Here is a 24,330-nt window from a genome sequence, read left to right as displayed (position 1 = left end):
CAGTCGGCACCGGTGGCCGTCTGCACGCCACCATGACATTCTAGTTGACCTGACAACCAAATCGTGGAGGTACTTCTCGTGAGCAACACGGAGACCGACGCCGCCGCTCTGCGCTGCGGCGCTTCCGTCGACGGGGGCCGGCCCGCCGGGTCCCTCTGGGTCGACGTCCTGTCGGCGCGAGAGGTCCCCCTCGGCGGTCCACGGGCGATGCACGTGCGGAGGACACTGCCCCAGCGTGCGCGCACACTGATCGGCGCCTGGTGCTTCGCCGACCACTTCGGCCCGCACGAGGTCGCCACACAGGGCGCCATGGACCTGCCTCCGCATCCGCACACCGGTCTGCAGACCGTGAGCTGGCTGTTCAGCGGCACGTTCGAGCACCGCGACACCCTGGGCACCCACGCCCATATCCGGCCCGGCGAAGTGAATCTGATGACCGGCGGACACGGCATCGCCCACTCCGAGGTCTCCACCCCGGACACGACCGTCATCCACGGCGTGCAACTGTGGGTCGCGCTGCCGGAGGAACACCGCAACGCCTCGCGCGACTTCCAGCACCACGCGCCCGAACTCACCCAGCTCGACGGTGCCGGCATCAGAGTCTTCCTGGGCTCGCTCGCCGGCCAGGTCTCCCCGGTCAGGACCTTCACGCCGCTGCTCGGCGCCGAGATCGTCGTCGAACCCCGCGCGACGCTCACTCTGTCCGTGGACGCGGCTTTCGAGCACGGCCTTCTCGTGGACAGCGGGGAGATCGGCCTGGCCGGCACTCTGCTGCGGTCCGCCGAACTCGGCTACCTCCCTCCCGGCGCGGACACGGTGACCATGTTGAACGAGACCGCCGCCCCGGCGCGGGCCATCCTCCTCGGAGGGCCTCCCTTCGAGGAGGAGATCGTCATGTGGTGGAACTTCATCGGCCGCAGTCACGAGGACATCGTGAGAGCCCGCGAGGACTGGGAAGCCTCCTCCGATCGTTTCGGGGTCGTCAAGGGCTCCCCCGTCGACCGGCTACCCGCACCCGCCCTGCCCAATGCCGTCATCACACCGCGCCGGAACCCACCGACCCGATGAGTTCCCTGACGAAAGGCACACCATGAGCGATTCCTCCTCCACCACGACCGTCGAGCGCAAGGACGCCGATCACCGGTACGAGATCCTCGTCGACGGCCGTCGCGCGGGTCTGACCGCGTACCGGGATCTGAACGGGCAGCGCGTCTTCTTCCACACGGAGACCGACGAGGCTTTCGCCGGCCAGGGGCTGGCCTCCCAGTTGGTCCAGCAGGCACTCGACGACGTGCGCGCATCCGGAATGCGGATCGTCCCCGTCTGCCCCTACGTCGCCAAGTTCCTCAAGCGTCACGACGAGTTCGCGGACATCACCGACCGGGTCACCCCGGACGTCCTGCGGTGGCTGAGGGCCCAGCTCGGCTGAGTGCCCGTCCGGCCGCCGGGACGGAACGGGCCGGAGCGAGCCGGCGTTTCAGTCGGGCTGCTGCTCCAGGTGCTCGAGGACACGGGCCGAGATCCGGGCGATCGTGGCGAGCTCGTCCTCGGTGAGAGCGTCGATGAACAGTCGACGGACGTGCTCGACGTGCAAGGGCGCGGCGTCCTCGATCGCCTGGTAGCCGGCCGGGGTGGCGACGACGAAGGCTCCGCGCCCGTCGTCCGGACATTCCTCCTTCGCCACCAGCCCGCGCTTCACCATCCGCCCCACCTGGTGGGACATACGGCTTTTCTCCCACTCGACCAGCTTGGTCAGGTCCATGAAACGCATCCGACCGCCGGCCTCGGTGAGCTTGGCCAGCACGATGTAATCGGCGGCGGACATACGGGAGTCGGCCTGGACCTTGCGGGCAAGACGCCCGATGAGCTTCTCCTGCATCCGGATGAAACCGTCCCAGGCCGCCTGCTGCTCCTGGGTCAGCCACGGCGGTGTTGCGTCCATGGGGGAAGGGTAGCGAGATCATCGGCACCTCCTCCATTCGGCCGATCCACTGGTGAGTACCGTGCCCTTCCCCTTGCGCATGTCTCCGCGTGCGAGGAGGCGATCCAGCACGGGTACACGCGCGAGGCGGACCCGTGCACGCCGGAAGGGCCTCCGGGCGGGATGCGCCGGCCGGAGGCCCTTCCTGATACCGCCCGCACGTGAAGGGTGAGAAGACGATCACGAGCAGGACGTCATACGGCCCCCGCGGTCAGGGCTTCAGCAGCAGCACGTCGGTGCGGGACTTGGCGGCCTCGTAGCGCTTCGCCACGTCCTGCCAGTTGACGACGGCCCACATGGCCTCGATGAAGTCGACCTTCTGGTTCTTGTACTGGAGGTAGAAGGCGTGCTCCCAGGCGTCGAAGACCAGGATCGGGGTGGAGCCCTGGCCGACGTTGCCCTGGTGGTCGTAGACCTGCTCGACGATCAGCCGGCCGCTCAGCGGCTCGTACGCGAGGACGCCCCAGCCCGACCCCTGGGTGGTCGCCGCGGCCTTGGTGAGCTGCGCCTTGAAGCCTGCGAAGGAGCCGAAGGACTCGGCGATCGCGTCCGCGAGGCCACCGACACCGTCGGCGGCCAGGGGCTCGCCACCGCCGTCACCGGTCATGTTGTGCCAGTAGATGGAGTGCAGGATGTGGCCGGAGAGATGGAAGGCCAGGTTCTTCTCCAGGCCGTTGATCGAGCCCCACTGCTCCTTGTCCCGTGCCTCCGCCAGCTGCTCCAGCGTGTCGTTGGCGCCCTTGACGTACGCGGCGTGGTGCTTGTCGTGGTGAAGCTCGATGATCTCCGGACTGATGACCGGGGCGAGCGCCGAGTAGTCGTAGGGCAGCTCCGGGAGCGTGTACACCGCCATGTCCAAGATCCTCCGACGTCATTGCGAGCACTGTGCGGCTGCGCGAGCTTATTGCACACTAGTTGCAACAACATAGCATTGGCAGGAGGCTTCCCATGGGACCTGGACACGGCGGTGGCCGCCCGGTGACCACCGACATCCGCGTGCACCGGGACGACGGGATACTCACGCACGCCGAGTCACTGCGTTCTGTGTACGCCGACGCCTTCTGCGCCCCGCCCTGGTGCGAGGACGAGGCGCGGGCAGCCGGGTTCGTCTCCCGGCTCTCCGCGGACGTGCGGCGTGCCGGGTTCACCGCCGCCACCGCCGTGCGTGACGGGGAGGTCGTCGGTTTCGCCACCGCGTGGACCACACCGGCGCCCTTCCCCACCGACCGCTGCCATCCCCAGGCAGCCGCCGGCCTCGGCGACGACCGCACCGCCGACTGGCTCTGCGGCGGCCGCGAGGTCGACGAGCTCGCCGTCCGGCCCACCGCCCACGGCACCGGTCTCGCGGGCCGTCTCCTCGAAGCGGTGACCGCGGACGCGCCCGAGGGGCGGGCATGGCTGCTCACCTCGGTCCGGAACGGACGGGCCATGGCCTTCTACCGCCGCCACGGGTGGGCTCAGGCCACCCACCCCTCCCCCGGCGGCAGAGGCATCGTCGTCTTCCTCGGCCCGCACCACCCGGCCCGGTCACTGGTCCCGCTTCCCCTGTGAGCCTCCGTCCGGGTCAACGACCTCATCCCGGGACGAACCGTTCGGCGCGCGGCACGGGTGACGTGAGGCAACAAGTCTGGCCGACGAGGCAGTGATCCACGGAGGCGACAACCGGCCAGAGCGTCACCTCTCTTCGGCCGGCCCCATTTTGTCTAGACCTCTTGTCCCGCCCCTCCCCCGCGGGCTACGTTGCCCGCTGTTCGGAGCCCTTCGCGATCCACTCGACTCCCGTGCCCCACAAGGCCGGAAGGAGCATGCCCGCATGCAGGACCGGAGTCTGTCCAGGCGGTCCGTTCTCGCCTCCGCGATCGTGGTCGCCGCAGGGGTGACCGGCCTCGCGACGGCCGTCCCCGCCGCCGCGCACGGGCGCGACAAGCGCCTGAAGAAGATCGTCGCGAGGATGAGCCTCGAGGCGAAGGTCGGCCAGCTCTTCGTGCCCTACTTCTACGGCGCGTCGGCGGCCTCCCCCAGCGAGGCCGACCAGGAGCGCAACCTGAGGGAGCTCGGCGTCCGTACCGTCGCCGAGCTCGTCGCCAAGTACCACCTCGGCGGGGTCATCCTCTTCTCGGGTTGGACCAACAACATCCACGACCCCCGTCAGGTCGCCGAGCTGACGAACGGTGTGCAGCGGGCCTCGCTCGCACTGCCCACCCCCGTCCCTTCCCTCATCTCCGTCGACCAGGAGCACGGGGCCAACGTCCGCGTCGGCAGCGGCGCCACCCAGCTGCCGGGAGCGATGGCGCTCGGGGCGGGCGGCTCGCTGTCCGACGCCCGCACCGCGGGGCGCATCTCCGGGACGGAACTCGCCGCCCTCGGCATCCACCAGAACTTCGCCCCGGTCGCCGACGTCAACGTCAATCCGGCCAACCCCATCATCAACATCCGCTCCTTCGGCGCCGACCCCCGCGAGGTGGGCCGCATGGTGGCGGCCCAGGTGACCGGCTACCAGCGGGCCGGCGTCGTCGCCTGCGCCAAGCACTTCCCGGGACACGGGGACACCGGACAGGACAGTCACACCGAACTGCCCGTGATCACCCACACCCGCGAGGAGTGGGACCGTATCGACGCCCCGCCCTTCCGGGCCGCCATCGCCGCCGGCGTCGACTCGATCATGACCGCGCATCTCCAGGTCCCCGCACTCGACCCCAGCAACGACCCGGCCACCCTGTCGCCCACGATCCTCCAGGGCGTGCTGCGCGGCGAGTTGGGCTTCGACGGGGTGATCGTCACCGACGCCCTCAACATGGCCGGCGTGCGCACCAAGTACGGCGACGACCGTGTGCCCGTCCTCGCGCTGAAGGCCGGGGCCGACCAGCTGCTGTTCCCGCCGGACATCGACGTCGCCTACCACGGCGTCCTCTCCGCCGTCCGCGACGGGGAGATCACCGAGGCGCGGCTCGACGAGTCCGTCCTGCGGATCCTCCGCCTCAAGGACAAGGTGGGTCTGCTCGACGGCAGCCCCTTCACCTCGCCGCGGGAGGTCGACCGGGTCGTCGGCGCCCGCAAGCACCTCCTTGCCGCCGACCGGATCGCCGAGCGCACCACCACGCTCCTGGTCAACGAGGAGGGGACGCTCCCCCTGCGGCGCGGACAGCGGAAGCTGCTGGTGGTCGGCGCCAGTCCGGCCTTCCCCACGGACGGCGCCCGGAGCACGGTGCCCGAACTGGCCGCTGCATTCGAGACGCTGGGTTTCGACACCACCCACCTCGTCACCGGCCGTACGCCCGACGCCGCCGCGATCGACGCGGCGGTGGCCGCCGCACGGGGGCGGGACGCGGTGGTCGTCACCACCGACAACGTCGGTCCGGCGAGCACCCAGCGCACCCTCGTGTCCCGGCTGCTCGTGACCGGCGTCCCCGTCGTCCATCTCGCCGTGCGCAACCCGTACGACGTCGCCCACCTCGACGGCGTCCGGGCATCCCTCGCCTCCTACTGCTGGACCGAGGTCGAACTGCGCGCCGCCGCGCGGGTGATCGCCGGCCGGGTCGACCCGCGCGGCACGCTGCCGGTCCCGGTGCAGCGCGCCGACGACCCGGCGCGGGCGCTGTTCCCGGCAGGACACGGTCTGTCGTACCGCCGCTGACCGCTCCGGCAGCGAGCGGAAGGACAGGCGTGAGGGTCACCGCCGTACGAGGCGGTGACCCTCACGGTCATCATGACGGGTGGATCACACGCGGGACCAGCGCTGGTTGCTTCCGCCCCCGCAGCTGTACAGCTGGATCTGCGTCCCGTTGGCCGTGCCCGCGCCGACCGCGTCGAGGCAGCGGCCGGACTGGACGCCGACGATGGTGCCGTCGGAGTTCAGGCGCCACTTCTGGTTGTCGCCACCCCAGCAGCTGTAGATCTGGACCTTGGCGCCGTTGCCGGTGCCGGCCGCGTCCAGGCACTTGTTGCCGTAGACCCGCAGTTCACCGGAGGAGGTGAGCTCCCACTGCTGGTTGGTGCGGCCGTTGCAGTCGTACAGCTGGACCTGCGTGCCGTCGGAGGTGCCGGCGTTCGGCACGTCCAGGCAGCGGCCCGAGCCGACGCCCCTGATCGCGGTGCCGTCACCCGGCTCCGGGTCCGGGTCGCCACCGCCGCCGTCACCGGCGTTGAGGGCGTTCAGCACGGCGTTGTACGCCTGCTTCTTGCTGCCGTCGTTGTTGAACAGCAGCGGGGTGTGCTCCGAGCGCCACGAGTCCATGTCACGCACGCCCCAGACGGTCACGCCGAGGCAGCGGGAGACGGCCAGGCAGTCGTTGACCACGGCGGCGTAGGTGGTCGGCGAGGCGCCCTGGATGTCGAGCTCGGTGATGGCCACGTCGACGCCGAGCGCGGCGAACTCCTGCAGGGTGGTGCGGAAGTTGCTGTTGTACGGGCTGCCGCTGTTGAAGTGCGACTGGAAGCCGACGCAGTCGATCGGCACGCCGCGCTGCTTGAAGTCCTTCACCATGCGGTACATGGCCTGGGTCTTCGCCCAGGTCCAGTTCTCGACGTTGTAGTCGTTGTAGCAGAGCTTGGCGGACGGGTCGGCGGCGCGCGCGGTGCGGAAGGCCACCTCGATCCAGTCGCTGCCGGAGCGCTCCAGGTTGGAGTCGCGCCGGGCGCCCGAACTGCCGTCGGCGAACGCCTCGTTCACCACGTCCCACTGCGCGATCTTGCCCTTGTAGTGGGCCATCACGCCGTTGATGTGGTCGATCATCGCCTGGCGCAGGGCGCTGCCGCTGAGGCTCTGCATCCAGCCGGGCTGCTGGGAGTGCCAGGCCAGGGTGTGACCGCGCACCTCCTTGCCGTTCTGCACGGCCCAGTTGTAGATGCGGTCGGCGTTCTGGAAGTTGAACTGCCCACGCTGCGGCTCGGTCGCGTCGATCTTCATCTCGTTCTCGGCGGTCACCGAGTTGAACTCGCGGTTCGCGATCGACGCGTACGTCGAGTCGCTGAGGCGGTTCGCGGCGATGGCGACACCGAAGTAGCGGCCGCTCTGTGCCGCCGCGGCGCCGAGGGTGCTCTCGGCGGCCTGGGCCTGGGGCGGCGGTGCGGCCACCGCGCCGGCGAAGCCGAGGGCGCCGACGAGCAGCGCCGGCAGCAGGACGCGGAACTTCCGCCGGCCGGCGGATCTGGGGAGGGCGTGAAAGCCCATGACTGTGCCTCCAAGGCAGGGGAGAGGGACTCACCGTGCACCGCACCGCGGCTCTGGTGCGGCGTCGTCACGCACGTGACGTGCGCGACTTCCGAGAACTCGCCGGGTACGCGGGACTCACGGGATCCGCGGGGCGAGCTTGTTCGATTGATCGAACGGCGGTCGGTTTGCCAAACAGATGGTGGAGGGTTGATGACGACCCGTCAAGCCCTGCGGCAGAAACAGTTTCTGGCTCCCTTACGAATGTTTCGGATCGCCACTCTGGCCGGTCACAGGCCTTGACCGGCCGCCCCTGGCTCCCTAGCTTGTGGCGACACGTGGCCGGGGCCGACCCGAAACATTCGACGCGTTCGATCCCGGTACGGCTGCCGCTCCCCCCTGTCCGGCGACACCTCACCCCCACCTCCAGGAGGTTCATCATGTGGCTCCGCCACGCGTCCCCGGTACGTCCGAGACGCCTGCTCGCCGTGCTCGCCCCCCTGTTGCTGCTGGCCGCGTTCGTCGGCGCCCAGCCGGCCGAGGCCGCGACCGTGGACACGAACGCCTCGTACGTGCTGGTCAACCGCAACAGCGGCAAGGCGCTGGACGTCTACAACCTGGCCACGAACGACGGCGCCCGGATCACCCAGTGGGCGAGGAACGACCAGGCGCAGCAGCAGTGGCAGTTCGTCGACTCCGGCAACGGCTACTACCGCATCAAGTCCCGCCACTCCGGCAAGGTGCTCGACGTCCACAACTGGTCGACCGCCAACGGCGGTTCGATCGTGCAGTGGACCGATCTGAACGCCGCCAACCAGCAGTGGCGGCTGGCCGACAGCTCCGACGGCCACGTCCGTCTCATCAACCGGCACAGCGGCAAGGCGCTCGAGGTGCAGGGCGCGTCCACCGCCGACAACGCCAACGTCGTCCAGTACGACGACTGGGGCGGCACGAACCAGCAGTGGCAGCTGGTGAAGACCGGCGGTTCCGACAATCCCGGCGCGTGCCAGCTGCCGTCGAGCTACAGCTGGTCGTCGACGGGCGCGCTGGCGCAGCCCCGCTCGGGGTGGGTGTCGCTGAAGGACTTCACCGTCGCCCCCTACAACGGCAAGCAGCTGGTCTACGCGACCACGCACGACACCGGGACGCGGTGGGGGTCGATGAACTTCGGCCTGTTCGGCGCCTGGTCGGAGATGGGCTCGGCCTCCCAGAACGCGATGAACAGCTCGACGGTCGCGCCCAGCCTCTTCTACTTCGCGCCGAAGAACATCTGGGTGCTGGCCTACCAGTGGGGCGGGACCGCCTTCTCGTACCGCACGTCCACGGACCCGACGAACCCCAACGGCTGGTCGTCCGAGCAGGTGCTGTTCTCCGGGAGCATCTCCGGCTCCGGAACGGGCCCGATCGACCAGGCGCTCATCGGCGACGACAGGAACATGTACCTGTTCTTCGCCGGTGACAACGGCAAGATCTACCGGGCGAGCATGCCGATCGGGAACTTCCCGGGCAGCTTCGGCTCGAACTCGACCGTCATCATGAGCGACACGACGAACAACCTGTTCGAGGCGCCGCAGGTCTACAAGCTGAAGGACCAGAACCGCTACCTGATGATCGTCGAGGCGATCGGCTCGCAGGGCCGGTACTTCCGCTCGTTCACCGCGACCAGCCTCGACGGCACGTGGACGCCCCAGGCCGCGACCGAGAGCAACCCCTTCGCCGGCAAGGCCAACAGCGGCGCCACCTGGACGAACGACATCAGCCACGGCGAGCTGCTGCGCACCAGCGCCGACCAGACGATGACCGTCGACCCCTGCAACCTGCAGCTGCTGTACCAGGGCCGCAGCCCCAACTCCGGAGGTGACTACGGCCTGCTGCCCTACCGCCCGGGTCTGCTGACGCTGCGGCGCTGACCGGGCCGTAGGCAAGGAGACCTGTTCCGAGGGGGAGCCGGTGCGGCGGTCCGGGCGGGAGACCCGGACCGCCGCACCGCTGTGCTCAGCGGCCGCCTTCCGGGGTCTCCTCCGTGCCGTTCCGAGCGACGAGGCAGCGCCGCACCAGGGCCAGTGAGCGCCGGGTGACGGTCTCCAGCGGGGCGCCGGACTCGACGGCCGCGAGGGCCGTGTGCAGCATCCCGGCGATGAGGTCCGCCGTGAGCTCGGGCTCCGGGGCGCCGAGTTCCGTCGACGCCGACGCCCGCGCCCCGGACGGATCTCGCCGAAGCGGGCAGGACGCTGGACCTCAGCAGGCCGGTGGCCCTGACCATGCTCGGGATGACGGGGCTGATGTCGGGAGCGACCGCCCGGCCGAGCGGGTGAGCGCCCTGCTGTCCGCGCTGCCGCCGGGCAGCTACCTGCCCGCCGGGCGACGGCACGGACACCAACGAGGCACTGAACCGGGCGATCGAGGCCTACCACCAGCAGTCGGCCCAGACCCACCCCTGCGCCGCCGGAGGAAATCGCCTCGTGGCTCGCCGGACCCGATCCGGTGGAGCCGGAGGTCGTCGCCACTGTCTCCGGGCATCCGGATCCTGGCGAAGACGCCACGGAGGCGCCCGACGTCTCCGTCGCGGGGGGTGGCCAGGAAGACCTGAACCTCAGTCCTGGTCCCGCGCCCCCCGCGTGATCCTGGGCAGGACGGCCTCCGCGATGTCGACGAGGGCGCTGTCGTGCGGGAGGAGCCCTGACTCGCTCCACACGGTGAGGTCGTAGGAGCCGCCCCGGTCCTTCCCGTCGAACGCCACGGTCAGCGTCCGGGCGAGCGGCCCCTGCCCCACCGGGCCACTCGCTCCCTCGCCGCTCCCCAGGTCGAACTGGATCTTCATCATGTGGTCCGAGGTGAGCAGCGCGGGCCGCCCCAGGACGGTGAGCTTCCTGGCGTCCCTGCCGTCCCCGTACGTCGTCAGCTTGGCGTACTGGGCGACCGTCAGCTTGTTGTACGTGGCCGAGAGCTCCACGGTGTACGTCTCGAACTCGACCCTGGCCTCGGGCTGGGCGACCTTCCGGTCGGTCAGCGGGGCGGTGCTGTCGGTGCCGGAGGCGTAGACCGACCTCTCGGCAGGGGTGCCGAGGAGCTCGGGCAGCTCGGTCCTGTTGAGCGCGCGGCACAGGTCCGCACCGGTGACGGCCCCGGGCGTGCTCCGGTAGGCGCTGGGCAGCTCCTCGTCCTCGTCGAGCCGGCACGCGGCGGGACGGGAGGCCCCGGTGGCGGCCGTGCCGTCCTCCGGGAGCTTGCCCTCGATCCACAGGGCGCCCCCGATCACCGCGAAGAGGCCGATGGCGAAGGAGGCCTGGGCGAAGGCGTTGGGCTTCCTCTCGACGGGGCGCCGCACCGCGGGGGCGACGGGCGCCGGGGTCACGGGCGCCGAGGTGACGGGCACCGGGGTCACGGGCGCCGAGGTCACGGGCGCCGGGGTGACGGGCACCAACTCGGCTTCCGTCGCAGGCGGCCGGCGCCGGCGGGCGCGCAGGGCGTGGACGACCACGCGCACGCGAAGCGCCGCCCCCAGCAGGAACACCGCGCCGATCACGGCCGGCACCCACCCCTCGCCGTCGACGAGGGCCATGAAGAGGATGCGTACGCCGAACACCGTCCCGACGAGGATGATCAGCGGTTCGCGGATCCAGAAGGGAAGGAGACGGACGAGGAAACCGAGCATCCGGTGATCTCATCAGGATCAAGATCACGGCGGCTGTGATGGAAGCCATAATTCCGGGCCGGTACCCGATTGTGATGAATCGGTGAAGGGCACTCAAGTTGTCAGCTCCGCTCGGCGAAGCCCTCTCGGGCCCGCATGGCGACGGCTCGTCGTGCGGTGCCGCTGGGGGATCCTGTCGTTCGGCGCGCCCTGGTCCCGTCCCCTGGCTGTCAGTTGCGTGCCCGAGCGGCCCCGCGTACGACCCGGGCTCTACATGGACCACTGAAGCCGCAAGCCCGGGAGTTGCCCCGCGCGCTGACGGAGGTGTCGCCGGTGGCCGACCACGCGTCGGTCGCCGTGTGACGGGTTCCGGGCAGCGGCCCGTGTGTTGGCCCTTGTTCGCCCTGCATCCGGCATGACCGGCGCTGATCGGGGCAAACGGTTCGCCTGGAGCTTGGGAGGACACCATGACGATGACGGAGCAGCCGGCCGAGTCGGCGGAGAAGGAGAGCGCCTGCTGCGCGCGCCACGACGACCACGTCGGACGGCCCGACGCGGAGCCGCCCGAGCCGGCGCGTGAGCGGGTCAACCGCCGCTGGAACGAGGTGCTTCAGGAGACACGTGTCACGCAGACCGGTGTCCAGATCCTCTTCGGCTTCCTGCTGAGCGTGGCGTTCACCCCGCTGTTCCGTGAGCTGGAGACACCGGACAAGGTCATCTACGTGATGACCGTGGTGTTCGGCGCCTCCGCCACCGGGGCGCTGATCGCACCCGTGTCCATCCACCGCTTCCTGTCCGGGCAGCGGATGAAGGACGAGGTGGTGGCGGCGGCCGGACGCCTGATGGTGTGCGGGATGGTGCTGCTCGCGCTCACCATCGGCTGCACGCTGCTGCTGATCCTGCGGTTCGTGGTGCCGGGCGTGCTCGCCGAGGTGCTGGTGGGCGGGGTCATGCTGTGGTTCGCGCTGTGCTGGTACGTGCTGCCGCTGCTGCTGCGCCGCAAGGCCGCCCGCAGGGCGGAGCGCGAGCAGGCCTGACGGCCGCAGTGCCTGAAGGCGGCCGTGCTCACCGGCGCAGCACCGTCTCCCGGTCCATGTGCGACAGCTTCTCGGGGTTGCGCACGGCGTACAGGCCGGTGACGAGGCCGTCGTCGACGCGGACCGCGAGCACGCCGTCGAGCACGCCGTCGAGGTGCAGGACCAGCGCGGGACCGCCGTTGACGAGGGCCGGTCGCAGCGTCACCTCGGCGGTGGCCTTCCGCAGCCCGCCCTGCAGCAGCCGGGCCACCTTGTCCGCGCCGACGACGGGCCGCAGCACCGCCTGTTTGATCCCGCCGCCGTCGCCGAGCAGCACGACGTCCGGCGCGAGGACGTCGAGCAGCCCTTGCAGATCGCCTGTTTCCACGGCCCGCCGGAACGCGTCCAGGGCGTCACGGGTGCGTTGCGGCGAGCCGTCCCCTCGGGGGCGCCTGGCCGCCACGTGGGCGCGTGCCCGGTGCGCGATCTGCCGCACCGCCGACGGTGACTTGCCGACGGCCTCGGCGATCTCGTCGTAGCCGACGTCGAACACCTCGCGCAGCACGAACACCGCGCGCTCGGTGGGCGCGAGGGTCTCCATCACCAGCATCATCGCCATCGAGACGCTGTCGGCCAGTTCGACGTCCTCGGCGACGTCGGGCGAGGTGAGCAGCGGCTCGGGCAGCCAGGAGCCGACGTAGGACTCCTTGCGGCGGCCCAGCGTGCGCAGCCGGGTCAGGGCCAGCCGGGTGGTGATGCGCACCAGGTACGCGCGCCGGTCCCGCACCTCGGCGAGATCGACGCCGGCCCACCGCAGCCAGGTCTCCTGGAGAACGTCCTCGGCGTCGGCGGCCGAGCCGAGCATCTCGTACGCGACGGTGAACAGCAGGTTCCGGTGGGTGAGGAAGTCCTCGGTGGCGGGCCCGGCCCCTCCACCGCGCCCGCAGTGGTCCCCGCCGCTGCCGTTGCCGCTGGTCACGTCCGCTCCCTGGTCCCGGCTCCCGATCACAGTCATACGCACAGGACGCAGGCCGGGCCGGTTCTGTGACAGCCACGGCGTGTGGTCCACCTCACTCCCGCCGCCCGTCACACGGTACGGCCGCCCGGCATCTGGTGGGTGTCCCGAACCCGACCACGCGTGAGGACCACACCATGGAAGCCCGTTTCAACCTGTTCGAGAACGACGTCGCCTCCCGTTTCGCCAAGCGGTTCGCCGGCGCGGCGCTGGTGCTCCACGACTCGCCGCTGCCGAAGTCCGTGCAGGAGCTGGTGTCGTTGCGCGCCAGCCAGATCAACGGCTGCGGCCACTGCGTCGACATGCACGTCAAGGAGGCCGCCGCGGCCGGGGAGAGCGAGGTACGGCTGCACCTGGTCGCCGTCTGGCGCGAGACCACGGTGTTCACCGAGGCCGAGCGGGCCGCCCTCGCGCTCGCCGAGGAGGGCACCCGTCTCGCCGACGCCCACGAGGGCGTGTCCGACGAGACCTGGGCGCTGGTGCGCAAGCACTACGACGACGACCAGACGGCCGCCCTGGTCTGCCTGGTCGGGATGATCAACGCGGCCAACCGGCTGGCGGTCATCACCCACCAGAAGGGCGGCGCGTACGAGGCGGGGATGTTCGCGGCGGTGGTCGCGGAGGGGTGAGGTGAGGAGGTGTCAGGTGAGAGCCGTCCGGCCCGTGACGCGCGGGCGTCACGGGCCGGACGGGACGGACGGGACGGACCGGCTCAGCCGCTCTTGCGGCGGAAGGACCGCTGGTGCGTCGCCGGTCCGTGCGTGGCGCGCACCTTGGACGCGTTCGGGTTTCCGGCGGCCTCGGCCGCCTCCGCCTGCGCACCGCGCTTGCGTTCCAGCGCCTCGCGGAACTTGCGCTTGAGGTCGTAGGTGCCGTCGGCCTCCGGCGTGACCGGGGGCGTCGCGGCGTCGGCCGGCTCCGAACCTTCCGTGGCGGGGGGTTCTGCGGTCATGGTGACCTCCTGGGTTCGGGGACGGACGGGCGTGCTCAGCTTGTCACGTCAGGCCCCGTACGGGCAGCGAATATCGCAGCGCGGTGCCGCTCAGCCGCCGCGGCGCACCTGGGCGGCCCTGCGCGCCTCGGCGAGCTTGCGTGCCTCGCCGGCCTTGCGGGTCCTGCCGCCGGAGCCGCCGCCGCGCGGGGCTCCCTTGCTGGTGCCGAGGCCGCGGAAGGGCTCGTTGACGTTCTTGGGGCGCGGCACGGCGGGCCCGCCGTCGAGGGGGACGCCGGAAGGGGCCTTGGCTCCGGTGATGCGGGTCAGTTCCGCCTCGCCGGAGCGCACGGGGGTGACGGCGGCCCGGATGCCGGCCTCGGCCAGCATGCGGAGCGTCTCACGGCGCCCGCCCGACGCGACGAGCGTGACCACGCGGCCGGAGGCGCCGGCACGGGCGGTGCGGCCCGCCCGGTGCACGTAGTCCTTGGCGTCGGCGGGCGGATCGACGTTGACGACGAGGTCGAGGTCGTCCACGTGCAGGCCGCGGGCGGCGACGTCGGTCGCGACGAGGACGGTGATGCCGCCCTCCTTGAACTGGGCCAGCGTCCTGGTGCGCTGCGGCTGGGACTTGCCGCTGTGCAGGGCCCCCGCGCGCACCCCGCTCGCCCGCAGGTGCCGGGTGAGCCGGTCGACGGCGTGCCTCGTCTCGAGGAACAGCAGGACGCGGCCGTCACGGGCGGCGATCTCCGTGGTGACGGCGTAGCGGTCGGGACCGTGGACGACCAGGAGGTGGTGCTCCATGCCGGCGACCGCGGCGCCGGCCGGGTCGACGGAGTGGACGACGGGATCGTGGAGGTGGTCGCGGACCAGTTGGCCGACGTCGCCGTCCAGGGTGGCCGAGAACAGCATGCGCTGACCTTCGGGGCGCACCTGGGCGAGCAGTCCGGACACCTGCGGCAGGAAGCCGAGGTCGCACATCTGGTCGGCCTCGTCCAGGACCGTGATCCGCACCCGTCCCAGCGTGCAGGCGTTGCGCTCGACGAGGTCGTGCAGACGCCCGGGGGTCGCGACGACCACCTCGGCCCCCTGGCGCAGCGCGGCGATCTGGCGGCTGACCGACAGACCGCCGACCACGGTCGCCGTCCGCAGCCGCAGCGCCTCGGCGTACGGCTCCAGGGCCTGGGTGACCTGCTGGGCCAGCTCGCGGGTGGGCACCAGGACCAGCGCGAGGGGCTGCCTGGGTTCGGCCCGGCGCCCCGCCGTGCGGGTCAGCAGGGGGAGGCCGAAGGCGAGCGTCTTGCCGGAGCCGGTGCGTCCGCGCCCCAGGACGTGGCGTCCGCGGAGGGCGTCGGGCAGCGTGGCGGCCTGGATGGGGAAGGGCTCACGCACTCCGAGCCGGTCCAGGGTGCGCAGCACGGCCTCCGGAAGCCCCAGGGCGGCGAAGGAGCCGTCCGGCGCGGGAGCGGGCGTCACGGCTTGGGGGTGGGTCATCGGGGGAGCCTTCCGCAGGGGACGTGCCGAGGAAGGCCCGGCAAAAGGGTCACCGTACCACCCACCGGACTCACCCTGAGCGGCGTAGCCGGACCGGCTCGGACCGTCCGAGTATGGACGGTTCCGGACTGAGGCGCCTGACCGCGACGGTTCGGTCGACCGGAGGGTCAGGCGCGGGCGGCGCGGCGTGCGGCGTGGGCGACGGGCAGATAGCGGAGCCGGCCCGGCAGGCGCGGTACCACTGTGCGTACGACACGGCCGAGCAGCCGCAGCCGCCGCTCGTCACTCGGCGTCCAGGGAACGTCCAGCCGTTCACGGGCGACGGGCGGCAACAGCCCCTTGGTGACGAAGACTTGGAGCCGCAGCAGGGCGGGGCGCAGCACGGGCCAGAGCAGCCGCAGCACTGCCCCCGCCCCGTCCGGCGGCGGTACGGACCGGCGTGGGTCGAGCAACTCCTCGACGACGACGGTCCGTTCGAGCTCGTCGCGGACGACCGTGTCGAAGTAGGTCCAGAACTCCTCGACGGAGCCCGGCATGTCGCGCTCGCGGATGCCGAGGATGCGCCCGAGCCGGCGCGCCTCCGCGTGCAGCCGCCGTTCCCCCGCCTCGTCGAACGGACGGAACAGGTACTCGGCGGCCCGCAGGAAGACGGGGAAGCCGGTGGCGTGCACCCAGGCGTAGGGGGCGGGGGTCAGCGCGTGGTACGGGCGGCCCCGGGTGTCGGTGCCCTTGATGTCCCGGTGCAGCCGGCGCAGCCTGCGCCCCTCCTCGACGGCGCGGTCACCGCCGTAGACCCACAGCTGCAACGAGTCCAGCGAGCGGCGGGCGCGGCCCCAGGGGTCGGTGCGGAACACGGAGTGCTCGTCGACCCCGGCGCCGACGGCCGGGTGCGCGACCTGGAGGACGAGGGCGGCGGGGAGGTACAGCAGGACGCGGATGTCGCCGACCATGTCCCAGAGGAGGGTGTCGGGGGTGAACGGCACGGGATCGGTGCGCTCGGCGGGGAGCGGGCGGTCACCGTCCGGCACCGGTCCCGGTATCGCCTCGCCGGCGGAGTGCGCCGCCCGTCCCGTGTCCATACCTCCAGCCTCCCACGCCCCTCCCGCAGCGGTACGGGCGCGTCCGGCCGGGCCGTCAGGGCAGCTCGGGACGCACCAGCGCCCTGTCGATCGGCTCGCCGGTACGCCGGGCGTACGTCATCCGCTCGCGCACCTCACGGAGCGTGCGCGGACGGTATCCGGGTCCGGCGCAGCAGCTCTTGTGGAAGTGGATGCCTGCGTGCAGCAGCAGGGAGAGCACCCTCCAGCCCTCGGTGTCCCTGCGCGGCGGCGGGGCGAAGGCGGAGCCGACGTGGATCAGCGTGCCGGCGCAGCGCGGGCACACCCGCTGGTCGCTCCCGGCGGTCCTCGCAGGCGTCGGGTGCGGCTGCTTGTAGGAGGCCCGGCACGGCAGGCAGACGAAGGAGGTCTTGGCGGGAGGCATGGGGGTCAGGGTAGAGGGAGGCGCGGCGCCGCTCCACGCCTTTGTGACGCCCGCCGGACGGCTGCCACCGCGTTTCGTCCGCGCCCCGCCGGGACACCCGGCGCGGGTCGGACGGCGGTCCGGCCCGGCAGCACCCGGCGACGGAGGGATCACGCACATGACCTCGCACGACGCACCCGGCACGGCCGTCGTCACGGGGGCCTCGTCCGGTATCGGGTGGGAGTACGCGACCCGGCTGGCGGCGCGCGGCTGGGGGCTGGTGCTGGTCGCCCGGCGGGCCGAGCGGCTGGACGTCCTCGCGAAGGAGGCGCTCAAGGAGGGCGCGGCGGGCGTCGAGACGCTGGTGGCGGATCTGGGGAGTCCTGAGGACCTGTCCCGTGTCGTGGAGCGGGCGTCCGGGGACGACATGGACCTCGTGGTCAACAACGCGGGCATCAACGGTTACGGCCCGTTCGCCGAGGTGGACCCGGATCTCCTCACCCGGGTGGTGAACGTGAACGTCGTGGCGCTCACGGCGCTCACCCGGGCCGCCGTGCCCGGCATGCTGGCGCGCGGGCGGGGCGCGGTGGTCAACGTGGCGTCGCTGCTGGCCTTCGCCGGCGACCTGCCGCCGGACCCGCTCCCCCGGCGGGCCGTCTACGCCGGGACCAAGGGGTACGCGGTGACGTTCACCCGCACCCTGGCCGCCGAGCTGGCCGGAACGCCGGTACGGGTGCAGGTCGTGTGCCCCGGGCTCACGGCGACGGAGTTCCACCTGGGTGCCGGGGACACCCCGGTGGCCGGGGAACGGCGCGTCCATGACGAGGGCGGGATGCCCGCGGCGGACGTGGTGTCCGCGTCCCTGGCCGGCCTGGAGGCAGGTGAGGTGGTGTGCGTGCCCGGCCTGACGGACGCGGAGGCCGTGGCCCGGCTGGCGGAGGCGGAGCTGACCCTGCGCGCGGGGTCGGGCAGCCGCATGGCACCCCGCTACGCTCACGGAGAGTGACGGTCAGGCGCTGTCCGCCAGCTCGGCGTGCCCCTGGGCGCGGGCGCAGTGGGCGCAGCAGAAGAACTGGCCGCCGGCCTGAAGACCGTGGCCGAGCACCTTGCAGCCGCAGTTGTCGCAGATGGGCGCCATCTTGTGGGCGGCACACTCGATGCTGTCGAACGTATGGACGGAATCGTCGACCGTGCGCACCTCGAAGGAGAGGGCGTAGTCGTTCCCGCACACTTCACAGATCGCCATGATCCGCTCCCTTCCGCAGTGCGGACCGAGTACCGCGCCGGGCGCGACGTCATGCGCGGAAAATGCGGGACCGACGGTCCCACATTCAAGTAGAGCCGCCTTACGGGAAGTTCACAGTCCCTACACTCCCGATCATGACAACTGGAACCCCTCTCGCCGGGGCCGTGGCCGACGACGCCGCCGAGCCGTCCCTCTTCGCGACCATGTCCACGATGCGGGCGATGCGCCGCCTGCGCCCCGACCCGGTGCCGGACGAGCTGCTCGACCAGCTGATACAGGCGGCCGTGTGGGGCCCCAGCGGCGGCAACATGCAGCGCTACGAGTACGTCGTCGTCACCGACCGGACGGTCATGGCCGAGCTGGCGCCGCTGTGGAAGCGGTGCGTGGACGCGTACCTGGCGACGACCGGCAAGTACGCCCCCGAGGGCATGGACGAGGCGGCGTACGGGCGCATGGTCGCCGCGATCGAGTACCAGCGCGACCACTTCGCCGACACCCCGGCGCTGATCATCCCGTGCTACCAGTTCCCCCCGCCGCGGATCGAGGAGGAGGGTCTGCGGATCTACGCCGAGGCGCTGGGCGCGGAGGCGACGGAGCGGATGGGACGCATCCAGGAGCGGTTCTCCGCCCTCGCGGAGGGGTCCTGCGTCTACCCCGGCGTACAGAACCTGCTGCTCGCCGCGCGCGGGCTGGGCCTGGCGGCCAACATCACCATCTGGCACCTCTTCCTCGAGACGGAGTGGAAGGCGGTGCTCGGCATCCCCGAGGGCATGAACACGTTCGCGGTGATTCCGGTGGGGTGGCCGCAGGGCAACTTCGGGCCGGTCCGGCGCCGGCCGGTCTCGGAGGTCGTCCACCGGGACCGGTGGTAGGACGTACGCCGCGGTACGGCGGGCGTACGCAGCTGTACGGCCGCCGTACGGCTTCCCGCCGTGGCCGCAAGGGCGTCTCGGTCGTTGTGCTCCACGACGGATCACTGTGCGACGGAGCAGGGGGCTCGATGGGCAGGACGACCCAGCGGGAGTGCGGAACGGCCGGCCGGCGCGGGCCCGACCAGGAGCGTCCGGCGGCGTGGAGCGCGTACGGCAAGCTGGTCCGCCTCTTCCGTGAGCGCGCGGAGCTCACCCAGCAGGCCCTCGCGGACGCCATCGGTTACTCGATGGAACAGGTCGCCTCCGTCGAACAGGGCCGCCGCCCGGCGAAGGCGGTCTTCACGGAGGCGGCGGAACGCGTCCTGGACGCGGGCGGGGCGCTGCGCGTGCTCCAGCCGGACGTGGACCGGGCCAGACTCCCGCTGTTCTTCCAGGACTTCGCCCTCCTGGAGGCGGAGGCGGTGAGCCGCTTCTCGTACGACCCGATGCTGGTGCCGGGGTTGTTGCAGACGGAGGCGTATGCGCAGGCGCTTCTTGAAGCACACTTCCCTCCTCTGGACGCGGAGACGGTCGAGCAACGGGTGGCGGCCCGTATGGCCCGGCAGTCGCTGCTGACCCGCAGGAATCCCCCACTGGTTTTCGTGTTCATCGTGGAGGAGTCCGCGATCAGGCGCGTGATCGGCAACACGGCTGTGATGCGGCAACAGTTGGCGCGCCTGCTGGAGTGCTCGGCCATGCGCAACGTCGAGTTGCAGATCATGCCCACGGCTCGAGGTGCCCACAGCGGACTCAACGGCCCGATGGTGTTGTTGGAGTCGACCGACCGTAAACAGCACGTCTATGTTGAGGCCCAGGACATCGTGAGTGTGAGGTCCGACCGACATGAGGTGAGCGAGTTCTGGCTTCGGTATGGAACGCTGCGAACGCAGGCCCTCAACACCGAGGAGTCCTCGTGCCTCATCGAGCGCATGGTAGGGGAGCTATGAGCAGCGACCTTGAGTGGGTCAAGAGCAGCTACAGCGGGACGAGCGGCGGCGACTGCGTCGAGGTCGCCGCCCGTGAGAACTCCGTGTACGTACGGGACTCCAAGGCCGTGGACGACGGCGCCCCCGTACTGCGGACCGACCGCGCGCAGTGGGCGGCGTTCGTGACGCTCGTGTCCGCGGTTTGACCTCGAGCATGCTTGCGGTCCTGGCGTCCGGGATCACCGTCGACCAGGAGAACGCCGACGCGTTCCGCTGACGGGTTCCGGCTCACCGCGAGCCCGTTCACGTCGACTCGTGCGGCGTGGGGAGAGGTTGTGATGCCGGGCGCGCCCATGGTGCACCGGCCCGGACCGCTCGTGCGGTCCGGGCCGGTGTGGTCGCCGCAAGGGGGTGGCGGCGTCAGGCCTCCACCGCGAACTCCGCACGGAACCGCCGCGTGTGGTCCACCTGCCGTACCGGGCCCGTCAGGGTGACCTCCGCCGTCAGGCGGGTCTCCGTGCTGGACGCCGCCAGGCGGAGTTCCAGGGAGCCCGGTTCGACGATCCGGTGACCGTCGCGGCCGGTGAAGGACGCCACGTCCGCCGGGACCGTGACGCGCACCCTGCGCTCCTCGCCCGGCTCCAGGTCCAGGCGGGCGTAGCCGACCAGGCGCTGGACCGGCTGGACCACGGAGGCGACCGGGTCGTGCAGGTAGAGCTGGACGACCTCCGTGCCGGCCCGCTCCCCCGTGTTGCGCACGGTGAGGGAGGCGGTGAACTCCCCGTCCGTCGGCGCCTCTTCGGCGTCCACGGTCAGGTCGCTCCACGCGAACGTCGTGTACGTCAGCCCGTGTCCGAAGCCGAAGGCCGGCGTCGGGTCGATGTTGGACACCTCGCTGGCCTGGGCGAGCGGGGCACCCAGGTACGTGGTCGGCTGGGAGCCGGGGGTGCGCGGGACGCTGACCGGGAGGCGGCCGGAGGGGTTCGTACGTCCGCTGAGCACCCCGGCGATGGCGCGGGTGCCCGCGACGCCCGGGAAGAACGACTGCACGATCGCCGCCGAGTCCTGCACCGCGCGGCCGAGCGCGTAGGGGCGGCCCGCGAGCAGGACCGTCACCACCGGGGTGCCGGAGTCCAGCAGCGCGTCCAGCAGCTGCTGCTGGGCGCCCGGCAGCGACAGCGACTCCGCGTCGCAGCCCTCACCGCTGGTGCCGCGGCCGAACAGGCCGGCGCGGTCACCGAGCGCCACGACGACGATGTCGGCGTCACGCGCCGCGTCCACGGCCTCCGCGATGCCGGAGAGGTCCCCGTCGTCGACGCCGGTGCCGCGGACGACGGTGATCTCGGCGTCCGGGAACTCGGCGGTCAGGCTCTCGCGCAGGTCGGGCAGTTCGATGCCGACGGGGATGTCCGGGTACTTCACGCCCACGTGCTGCGGGAACGAGTAACAGCCCAAAACGGCGGACGGTTCGGTGGCGTTGGGGCCGACGAGGGCGATCCGGCGGGGGCGGTCCAGCGGCAGGGTGCCGTCGTTGCTGAGCAGGACGACCGCCTTGTCGGCGATCTCCCGGGCCAGTTCGCGGTTCTCGGGACCGTCGAGGTCGATCTTGCCGCGCAGGGCCTCGGGGTCGTCCAGGTCGGCGCCGTCGAACGCGGGCGGCACCGGGCTCCAGTCGGGGTCGAGCAGGCCCAGCTCCGCCTTCTGGGTCAGGACGCGGCGCAGGGCGCGGTCGATCAAGGACTCCGGCACCCGGCCCTCGGTGACGGCCTCCACGAGCGGGGCGCCGAACGTCTTGACCGTGGGCAGTTCGATGTCGACGCCCGCCGTGAGCGCGGCGCCGGCCGCGTCGGCGAAGTCGCCCGCGACCCCGTGCAGCGTCTTGAGGAACGCGATGCCGAAGTAGTCGGCGACGACCGTGCCGTCGAAGCCCCACGTGTCGCGGAGCAGCCCGGTGAGCAGGCTCTCGTCGGCAGCGGAGGGAACTCCGTCGATGTCGGTGTAGGCGTGCATGACGGAACGCGCGCCACCCTCGCGGATCGCCATCTCGAACGGCGGCAGCAGCACGTCGGCGCGCTCGCGCGGCCCCACGGAGGAGGGGGCGAGATTGCGTCCCGCGCGCGAGGCCGAGTAGCCGACGAAGTGCTTGAGGGTGGCGACGATCCCGGCGGACTCCAGGCCCTGGACGTAGGCGGTGCCGATGGTGCCGACGAGGTACGGGTCCTCGCCGATCGTCTCCTCGACGCGGCCCCAGCGGGCGTCGCGGACGACGTCCAGGACGGGGGCGAGGCCCTGGTGGACGCCGACGGCACGCATGTCACGGCCGATGGCGGCGGCCATCCGGCGGATCACGTCCGGGTCGAAGGTGGCGCCCCAGGACAGCGGGACGGGGTAGGCGGTGGCGCCCCAGGCGGCGAAGCCGGCCAGGCACTCCTCGTGCGCGACGGCGGGGATGCCGAAGCGGTTCGCCGAGGTGATGCCGGTCTGGGTGCGCAACAGGGAGAGCGCGCCGAGCGCCGGGTCGACGGGGGCGGTGCCGAAGGGGCGGGTGAGCTGGCCCAGGCCGGACGGAAGGAGCGTGTCGAGGTCGACGGCCTCCTCCATGTCGTGCTGGTGCGGGGCGACCTCGCCGCCGTCGGCGGAGGCGCCGACCCACACGCCGTACAGCTGGGCGATCTTCTCCTGGAGGGTCATGGCGCCGATCAGCGCGTCGACCCGGGCGGAGACGGGGTGGGAGGGATCGTTCCAGAGGGGGATTTCGGGGGTGGTCTCTACGGCCACGTTCGCGGTCACTTTCCTCCGACACCCATCAGACCCTGGACCAGGGCGCGACGGGCGAACAGGTAGACGAGCAGGATGGGCACCATGGACAGCACCACGGCTCCCAGCAGCCCGGGGATGTCGATGCCGTGTTCGGTCTGGAAGTCGTACAGGCCCAGCGTGACGACCTTGGTGGCGTCGGACTGGGTCAGCACGAGCGGGAACAGGAAGCCGTTCCATGCCTGGAGCGCGGAGAAGACCACGATGGTGGACAGTCCGCCCCGGGACAGCGGCAGCACGAGCTGGAAGAACATCCGGCGCGGGGTGGCGCCGTCCATGGCCATCGCCTCGTACAGCTCCGGGGAGATGTCGCGCATGGCGCCGCTGAGGATGAGCGCCGACATCGGCAGGCAGAACGCGGCCGTGGGCAGGATGACGCCGAGCAGGTTGTCGTACAGGCCGGCTTCGCTGATCAGGTAGAACATCGGCACGATGACGGCCTGCGCGGGGATCGCCAGGCCGAGCAGGAACAGCCGGAAGATCGCCGACGTGGTCCTGCCCCGGCTGCGCACGATGGCGTAGGCGAGCGGCGGGACCAGCAGCAGCACGATGCCGATCACGCAGGCGGTCACGACGAGCGTGTTGAGGAAGTACTGGCCGAAGCCCGAGTCGAAGGCGCCGGTGAAGTTGTCCAGGGTGAAGGTGTCCGGGAAGGACACCGGGCCGTTCTGGGCGTAGTCCTGGCGGGTGCGCAGGGTCGCCGCGAGCATCACGTACAGCGGCAGGCCGACCAGGAACAGCCAGACCACCGAGCCGGCGCCGGCCAGGTAGTTGGGGCGGCGCCTCATGACACACCTTCCATGGAGCTGCGCATCTTGTCGTAGCCGGAGACCTTCACCACGACCAGGGAGATGATGGTGGCGGCGACGACCAGGGCGAGGGCGATGGCGGAGCCGGCGCCGAAGTCGAAGCCCTTGAAGGCCTTGTCGTACATGTAGTAGGCGCTGATGGTCGTGTCGGTGCCGGGGCCGCCCTGGGTGAGGATGAGGACGGTCTCGAAGGTGGTGAGGCCACCGACGATCATCAGGATCATCGACGTGATCATGGAGTTGCGGAGCTGCGGCAGCGTGATGTGGAAGAACTGCCGGTAGCGGCCCGCGCCGTCGATCTCCGCGGCCTGGTACAGGACCTGCGGGATGGAGCGGGCGGCGCCCTGGTAGATCAGCGTGTGGAACGGGGTGAACTGCCAGGTGCTGACGAACGCCAGCACGCCGATGGCGGTGGCCTGTTCGCCGAACAGGTTGCCGTCGCCGAACAGCCAGGCGGCGTCGGCGGGGATGCCGAAGTTCGGATCGAGCAGCGCGCGCCACAGCACCGAGACGGCGGTGGCGGACAGCAGCAGCGGGATGAAGTAGATGACGGACAGCACCGCGCGGTTGCGCTGATGGCCGGCCGCCCAGACGCCGAGCAGGATGCTCAGCGGGGTCTGGAGTACCACGCCGAGCGCGGTGAGCAGCAGGGTGAGCCAGACGCTCTTCAGCATCACCGGGTCGTCCAGAAGGCGCGACCAGTTGTCGGTGCCGACCCACTGGGGCGAGCCGAGCCCGTTCCAGCTCATGAAGGACAGCACCGCGACCATCACGAGCGGGACGATGGCGAAGAGCGTGAAGAACAGGGCGGCGGGCAGCGCCCAGGCGAAGCCCGGGCGGCCCACCGTGGATATGGAGGGGGAGGCGGCCGGCCGCCGCCGGGACTCCTTGCGGAGCCCGGCGGCGGGCGGGGCGCTCGTGATCTTTGTGGTCATGAGCC

General features: G+C 71.3%; 24 protein-coding genes and 1 pseudogene. 11 read left to right on the top strand and 14 right to left on the bottom strand.

Annotated features, from left to right (window positions below):
- The first annotated feature begins 78 nt into the window (after nt 1-78).
- Both MTR79_RS13280 and MTR79_RS13275 read left to right on the top strand, forming a co-directional pair.
- Nucleotides 79-1,068: a pirin family protein gene (locus MTR79_RS13280; protein ID WP_244790314.1), complete on the top strand. Its 990-nt coding sequence runs from the start codon at nt 79-81 to the stop codon at nt 1,066-1,068.
- Between the two features lie 22 nt (nt 1,069-1,090).
- Complete coding sequence (locus tag MTR79_RS13275; RefSeq protein WP_086701453.1) at nt 1,091-1,429, top strand: GNAT family N-acetyltransferase; 339 nt, start codon at nt 1,091-1,093, stop codon at nt 1,427-1,429.
- Between the two features lie 48 nt (nt 1,430-1,477).
- Here MTR79_RS13275 and MTR79_RS13270 read toward each other — a convergent pair whose 3' ends face one another.
- The gene (locus MTR79_RS13270) at nt 1,478-1,942 is read right to left on the bottom strand and encodes a MarR family transcriptional regulator (protein WP_086701452.1); all 465 of its coding nucleotides are present in this window, start codon (nt 1,940-1,942) and stop codon (nt 1,478-1,480) included.
- Nucleotides 1,943-2,192: 250 nt separating this feature from the next.
- A complete protein-coding gene (locus MTR79_RS13265) occupies nt 2,193-2,834 on the bottom strand; it encodes a superoxide dismutase (RefSeq protein ID WP_086701450.1) in 642 nt (213 codons plus the stop codon).
- Between the two features lie 125 nt (nt 2,835-2,959).
- Between MTR79_RS13265 and MTR79_RS13260 the strand changes: the two genes are divergently transcribed.
- Entirely contained in the window at nt 2,960-3,532 is a 573-nt protein-coding gene (locus MTR79_RS13260) for a GNAT family N-acetyltransferase (protein WP_244793149.1), read from the top strand.
- A gap of 262 nt (nt 3,533-3,794) precedes the next feature.
- Nucleotides 3,795-5,615, top strand: coding sequence for a glycoside hydrolase family 3 protein (locus MTR79_RS13255; RefSeq protein ID WP_244790312.1), 1,821 nt, complete (start codon nt 3,795-3,797; stop codon nt 5,613-5,615).
- 84 nt (nt 5,616-5,699) lie between these two features.
- Here MTR79_RS13255 and MTR79_RS13250 read toward each other — a convergent pair whose 3' ends face one another.
- Nucleotides 5,700-7,151, bottom strand: a complete 1,452-nt coding sequence (locus MTR79_RS13250) for an endo-1,4-beta-xylanase (protein WP_122216216.1) — start codon at nt 7,149-7,151, stop codon at nt 5,700-5,702.
- A 419-nt stretch (nt 7,152-7,570) separates the two neighbouring features.
- Between MTR79_RS13250 and MTR79_RS13245 the strand changes: the two genes are divergently transcribed.
- On the top strand, nt 7,571-9,040 hold the full coding sequence (locus MTR79_RS13245; RefSeq protein WP_086701444.1) for a non-reducing end alpha-L-arabinofuranosidase family hydrolase: 1,470 nt from the start codon (nt 7,571-7,573) through the stop codon (nt 9,038-9,040).
- A gap of 85 nt (nt 9,041-9,125) precedes the next feature.
- On the opposite strand, the pseudogene MTR79_RS33580 reads toward MTR79_RS13245, so the two are convergent.
- Both MTR79_RS33580 and MTR79_RS13240 read right to left on the bottom strand, forming a co-directional pair.
- Nucleotides 9,126-9,320 (bottom strand): annotated as a pseudogene (locus MTR79_RS33580) (TetR/AcrR family transcriptional regulator); the annotation flags it as partial.
- A 403-nt stretch (nt 9,321-9,723) separates the two neighbouring features.
- Nucleotides 9,724-10,785 carry a DUF6215 domain-containing protein gene (locus MTR79_RS13240; RefSeq protein WP_244790310.1) on the bottom strand — a complete coding sequence of 354 codons (1,062 nt, stop codon included), beginning with the start codon at nt 10,783-10,785 and terminating at the stop codon, nt 9,724-9,726.
- 446 nt (nt 10,786-11,231) lie between these two features.
- Here MTR79_RS13240 and MTR79_RS13235 point away from each other — a divergent pair, with 446 nt between their 5' ends.
- Nucleotides 11,232-11,801: a DUF6328 family protein gene (locus MTR79_RS13235; protein ID WP_122216205.1), complete on the top strand. Its 570-nt coding sequence runs from the start codon at nt 11,232-11,234 to the stop codon at nt 11,799-11,801.
- A gap of 28 nt (nt 11,802-11,829) precedes the next feature.
- Here MTR79_RS13235 and MTR79_RS13230 read toward each other — a convergent pair whose 3' ends face one another.
- Complete coding sequence (locus MTR79_RS13230; RefSeq protein ID WP_244790308.1) at nt 11,830-12,759, bottom strand: RNA polymerase sigma-70 factor; 930 nt, start codon at nt 12,757-12,759, stop codon at nt 11,830-11,832.
- Nucleotides 12,760-12,932: 173 nt separating this feature from the next.
- Between MTR79_RS13230 and MTR79_RS13225 the strand changes: the two genes are divergently transcribed.
- Complete coding sequence (locus MTR79_RS13225) at nt 12,933-13,424, top strand: carboxymuconolactone decarboxylase family protein (protein WP_086701439.1); 492 nt, start codon at nt 12,933-12,935, stop codon at nt 13,422-13,424.
- Nucleotides 13,425-13,507: 83 nt separating this feature from the next.
- Here MTR79_RS13225 and MTR79_RS13220 read toward each other — a convergent pair whose 3' ends face one another.
- The 4 genes from MTR79_RS13220 to MTR79_RS13205 form a co-directional block, all read right to left on the bottom strand.
- The gene (locus MTR79_RS13220; RefSeq protein WP_048455099.1) at nt 13,508-13,747 is read right to left on the bottom strand and encodes a DUF5302 domain-containing protein; all 240 of its coding nucleotides are present in this window, start codon (nt 13,745-13,747) and stop codon (nt 13,508-13,510) included.
- A 90-nt stretch (nt 13,748-13,837) separates the two neighbouring features.
- Entirely contained in the window at nt 13,838-15,220 is a 1,383-nt protein-coding gene (locus MTR79_RS13215) for a DEAD/DEAH box helicase (RefSeq protein ID WP_244790306.1), read from the bottom strand.
- A gap of 167 nt (nt 15,221-15,387) precedes the next feature.
- A complete protein-coding gene (locus tag MTR79_RS13210; protein ID WP_244790304.1) occupies nt 15,388-16,299 on the bottom strand; it encodes an oxygenase MpaB family protein in 912 nt (303 codons plus the stop codon).
- Nucleotides 16,300-16,354: 55 nt separating this feature from the next.
- Entirely contained in the window at nt 16,355-16,702 is a 348-nt protein-coding gene (locus MTR79_RS13205) for a deoxyxylulose-5-phosphate synthase (protein ID WP_244790302.1), read from the bottom strand.
- A gap of 157 nt (nt 16,703-16,859) precedes the next feature.
- Here MTR79_RS13205 and MTR79_RS13200 point away from each other — a divergent pair, with 157 nt between their 5' ends.
- Entirely contained in the window at nt 16,860-17,687 is an 828-nt protein-coding gene (locus MTR79_RS13200; protein ID WP_244790301.1) for an SDR family NAD(P)-dependent oxidoreductase, read from the top strand.
- A gap of 3 nt (nt 17,688-17,690) precedes the next feature.
- Here MTR79_RS13200 and MTR79_RS13195 read toward each other — a convergent pair whose 3' ends face one another.
- Nucleotides 17,691-17,927, bottom strand: a complete 237-nt coding sequence (locus MTR79_RS13195; protein WP_086701436.1) for a hypothetical protein — start codon at nt 17,925-17,927, stop codon at nt 17,691-17,693.
- 134 nt (nt 17,928-18,061) lie between these two features.
- On the opposite strand from MTR79_RS13195, the gene MTR79_RS13190 reads away from it, so the two are divergent.
- The 3 genes from MTR79_RS13190 to MTR79_RS13180 all read left to right on the top strand — a co-directional run bounded on the left by MTR79_RS13190 (nt 18,062) and on the right by MTR79_RS13180 (nt 19,970).
- Complete coding sequence (locus MTR79_RS13190; RefSeq protein WP_244790299.1) at nt 18,062-18,799, top strand: nitroreductase family protein; 738 nt, start codon at nt 18,062-18,064, stop codon at nt 18,797-18,799.
- Between the two features lie 128 nt (nt 18,800-18,927).
- Nucleotides 18,928-19,785, top strand: a complete 858-nt coding sequence (locus MTR79_RS13185) for a helix-turn-helix transcriptional regulator (RefSeq protein WP_244790297.1) — start codon at nt 18,928-18,930, stop codon at nt 19,783-19,785.
- The gene (locus tag MTR79_RS13180; protein ID WP_189366027.1) at nt 19,782-19,970 is read left to right on the top strand and encodes a DUF397 domain-containing protein; all 189 of its coding nucleotides are present in this window, start codon (nt 19,782-19,784) and stop codon (nt 19,968-19,970) included. Before MTR79_RS13185 ends, MTR79_RS13180 begins: the two co-directional genes overlap by 4 nt.
- A 214-nt stretch (nt 19,971-20,184) precedes the next feature.
- Here the strand turns inward: MTR79_RS13180 and MTR79_RS13175 are convergent, their stop codons facing one another.
- From MTR79_RS13175 to MTR79_RS13165, 3 genes are read right to left on the bottom strand one after another with little or no spacing between them, the layout of a single operon-like run.
- Entirely contained in the window at nt 20,185-22,554 is a 2,370-nt protein-coding gene (locus MTR79_RS13175) for a glycoside hydrolase family 3 N-terminal domain-containing protein (RefSeq protein WP_244790295.1), read from the bottom strand.
- Nucleotides 22,551-23,369 (bottom strand): carbohydrate ABC transporter permease, encoded by an 819-nt coding sequence (locus MTR79_RS13170; RefSeq protein ID WP_086704580.1) that lies wholly within the window; start codon nt 23,367-23,369, stop codon nt 22,551-22,553. The genes MTR79_RS13175 and MTR79_RS13170 overlap by 4 nt, the downstream gene beginning before the upstream one ends.
- Nucleotides 23,366-24,325: a sugar ABC transporter permease gene (locus tag MTR79_RS13165; RefSeq protein ID WP_086704581.1), complete on the bottom strand. Its 960-nt coding sequence runs from the start codon at nt 24,323-24,325 to the stop codon at nt 23,366-23,368. Before MTR79_RS13165 ends, MTR79_RS13170 begins: the two co-directional genes overlap by 4 nt.
- Between the last annotated feature and the right edge of the window lie 5 nt (nt 24,326-24,330).

It is taken from the genome of Streptomyces sp. BJ20 (genome assembly GCF_022869105.1).
Lineage (GTDB): Bacteria > Actinomycetota > Actinomycetes > Streptomycetales > Streptomycetaceae > Streptomyces > Streptomyces griseoincarnatus.
The sequence above is the reverse complement of the archived record's forward strand: the minus strand, read 5'-3'. Positions and strand labels throughout refer to the sequence as shown.

Coding starts and splice junctions, on each gene's coding strand:
- MTR79_RS13275 (WP_086701453.1), top strand. CDS start 1,091: ATGAGCGATTCCTCCTCCACCACGACCGTCGAGCGCAAGGACGCCGAT.
- MTR79_RS13270 (WP_086701452.1), bottom strand. CDS start 1,942: ATGGACGCAACACCGCCGTGGCTGACCCAGGAGCAGCAGGCGGCCTGG.
- MTR79_RS13265 (WP_086701450.1), bottom strand. CDS start 2,834: ATGGCGGTGTACACGCTCCCGGAGCTGCCCTACGACTACTCGGCGCTC.
- MTR79_RS13255 (WP_244790312.1), top strand. CDS start 3,795: ATGCAGGACCGGAGTCTGTCCAGGCGGTCCGTTCTCGCCTCCGCGATC.
- MTR79_RS13250 (WP_122216216.1), bottom strand. CDS start 7,151: ATGGGCTTTCACGCCCTCCCCAGATCCGCCGGCCGGCGGAAGTTCCGC.
- MTR79_RS13245 (WP_086701444.1), top strand. CDS start 7,571: ATGTGGCTCCGCCACGCGTCCCCGGTACGTCCGAGACGCCTGCTCGCC.
- MTR79_RS13240 (WP_244790310.1), bottom strand. CDS start 10,785: ATGCTCGGTTTCCTCGTCCGTCTCCTTCCCTTCTGGATCCGCGAACCG.
- MTR79_RS13235 (WP_122216205.1), top strand. CDS start 11,232: ATGACGATGACGGAGCAGCCGGCCGAGTCGGCGGAGAAGGAGAGCGCC.
- MTR79_RS13225 (WP_086701439.1), top strand. CDS start 12,933: ATGGAAGCCCGTTTCAACCTGTTCGAGAACGACGTCGCCTCCCGTTTC.
- MTR79_RS13220 (WP_048455099.1), bottom strand. CDS start 13,747: ATGACCGCAGAACCCCCCGCCACGGAAGGTTCGGAGCCGGCCGACGCC.
- MTR79_RS13215 (WP_244790306.1), bottom strand. CDS start 15,220: ATGACCCACCCCCAAGCCGTGACGCCCGCTCCCGCGCCGGACGGCTCC.
- MTR79_RS13210 (WP_244790304.1), bottom strand. CDS start 16,299: ATGGACACGGGACGGGCGGCGCACTCCGCCGGCGAGGCGATACCGGGA.
- MTR79_RS13205 (WP_244790302.1), bottom strand. CDS start 16,702: ATGCCTCCCGCCAAGACCTCCTTCGTCTGCCTGCCGTGCCGGGCCTCC.
- MTR79_RS13200 (WP_244790301.1), top strand. CDS start 16,860: ATGACCTCGCACGACGCACCCGGCACGGCCGTCGTCACGGGGGCCTCG.
- MTR79_RS13195 (WP_086701436.1), bottom strand. CDS start 17,927: ATGGCGATCTGTGAAGTGTGCGGGAACGACTACGCCCTCTCCTTCGAG.
- MTR79_RS13190 (WP_244790299.1), top strand. CDS start 18,062: ATGACAACTGGAACCCCTCTCGCCGGGGCCGTGGCCGACGACGCCGCC.
- MTR79_RS13185 (WP_244790297.1), top strand. CDS start 18,928: ATGGGCAGGACGACCCAGCGGGAGTGCGGAACGGCCGGCCGGCGCGGG.
- MTR79_RS13180 (WP_189366027.1), top strand. CDS start 19,782: ATGAGCAGCGACCTTGAGTGGGTCAAGAGCAGCTACAGCGGGACGAGC.
- MTR79_RS13170 (WP_086704580.1), bottom strand. CDS start 23,369: ATGAGGCGCCGCCCCAACTACCTGGCCGGCGCCGGCTCGGTGGTCTGG.
- MTR79_RS13165 (WP_086704581.1), bottom strand. CDS start 24,325: ATGACCACAAAGATCACGAGCGCCCCGCCCGCCGCCGGGCTCCGCAAG.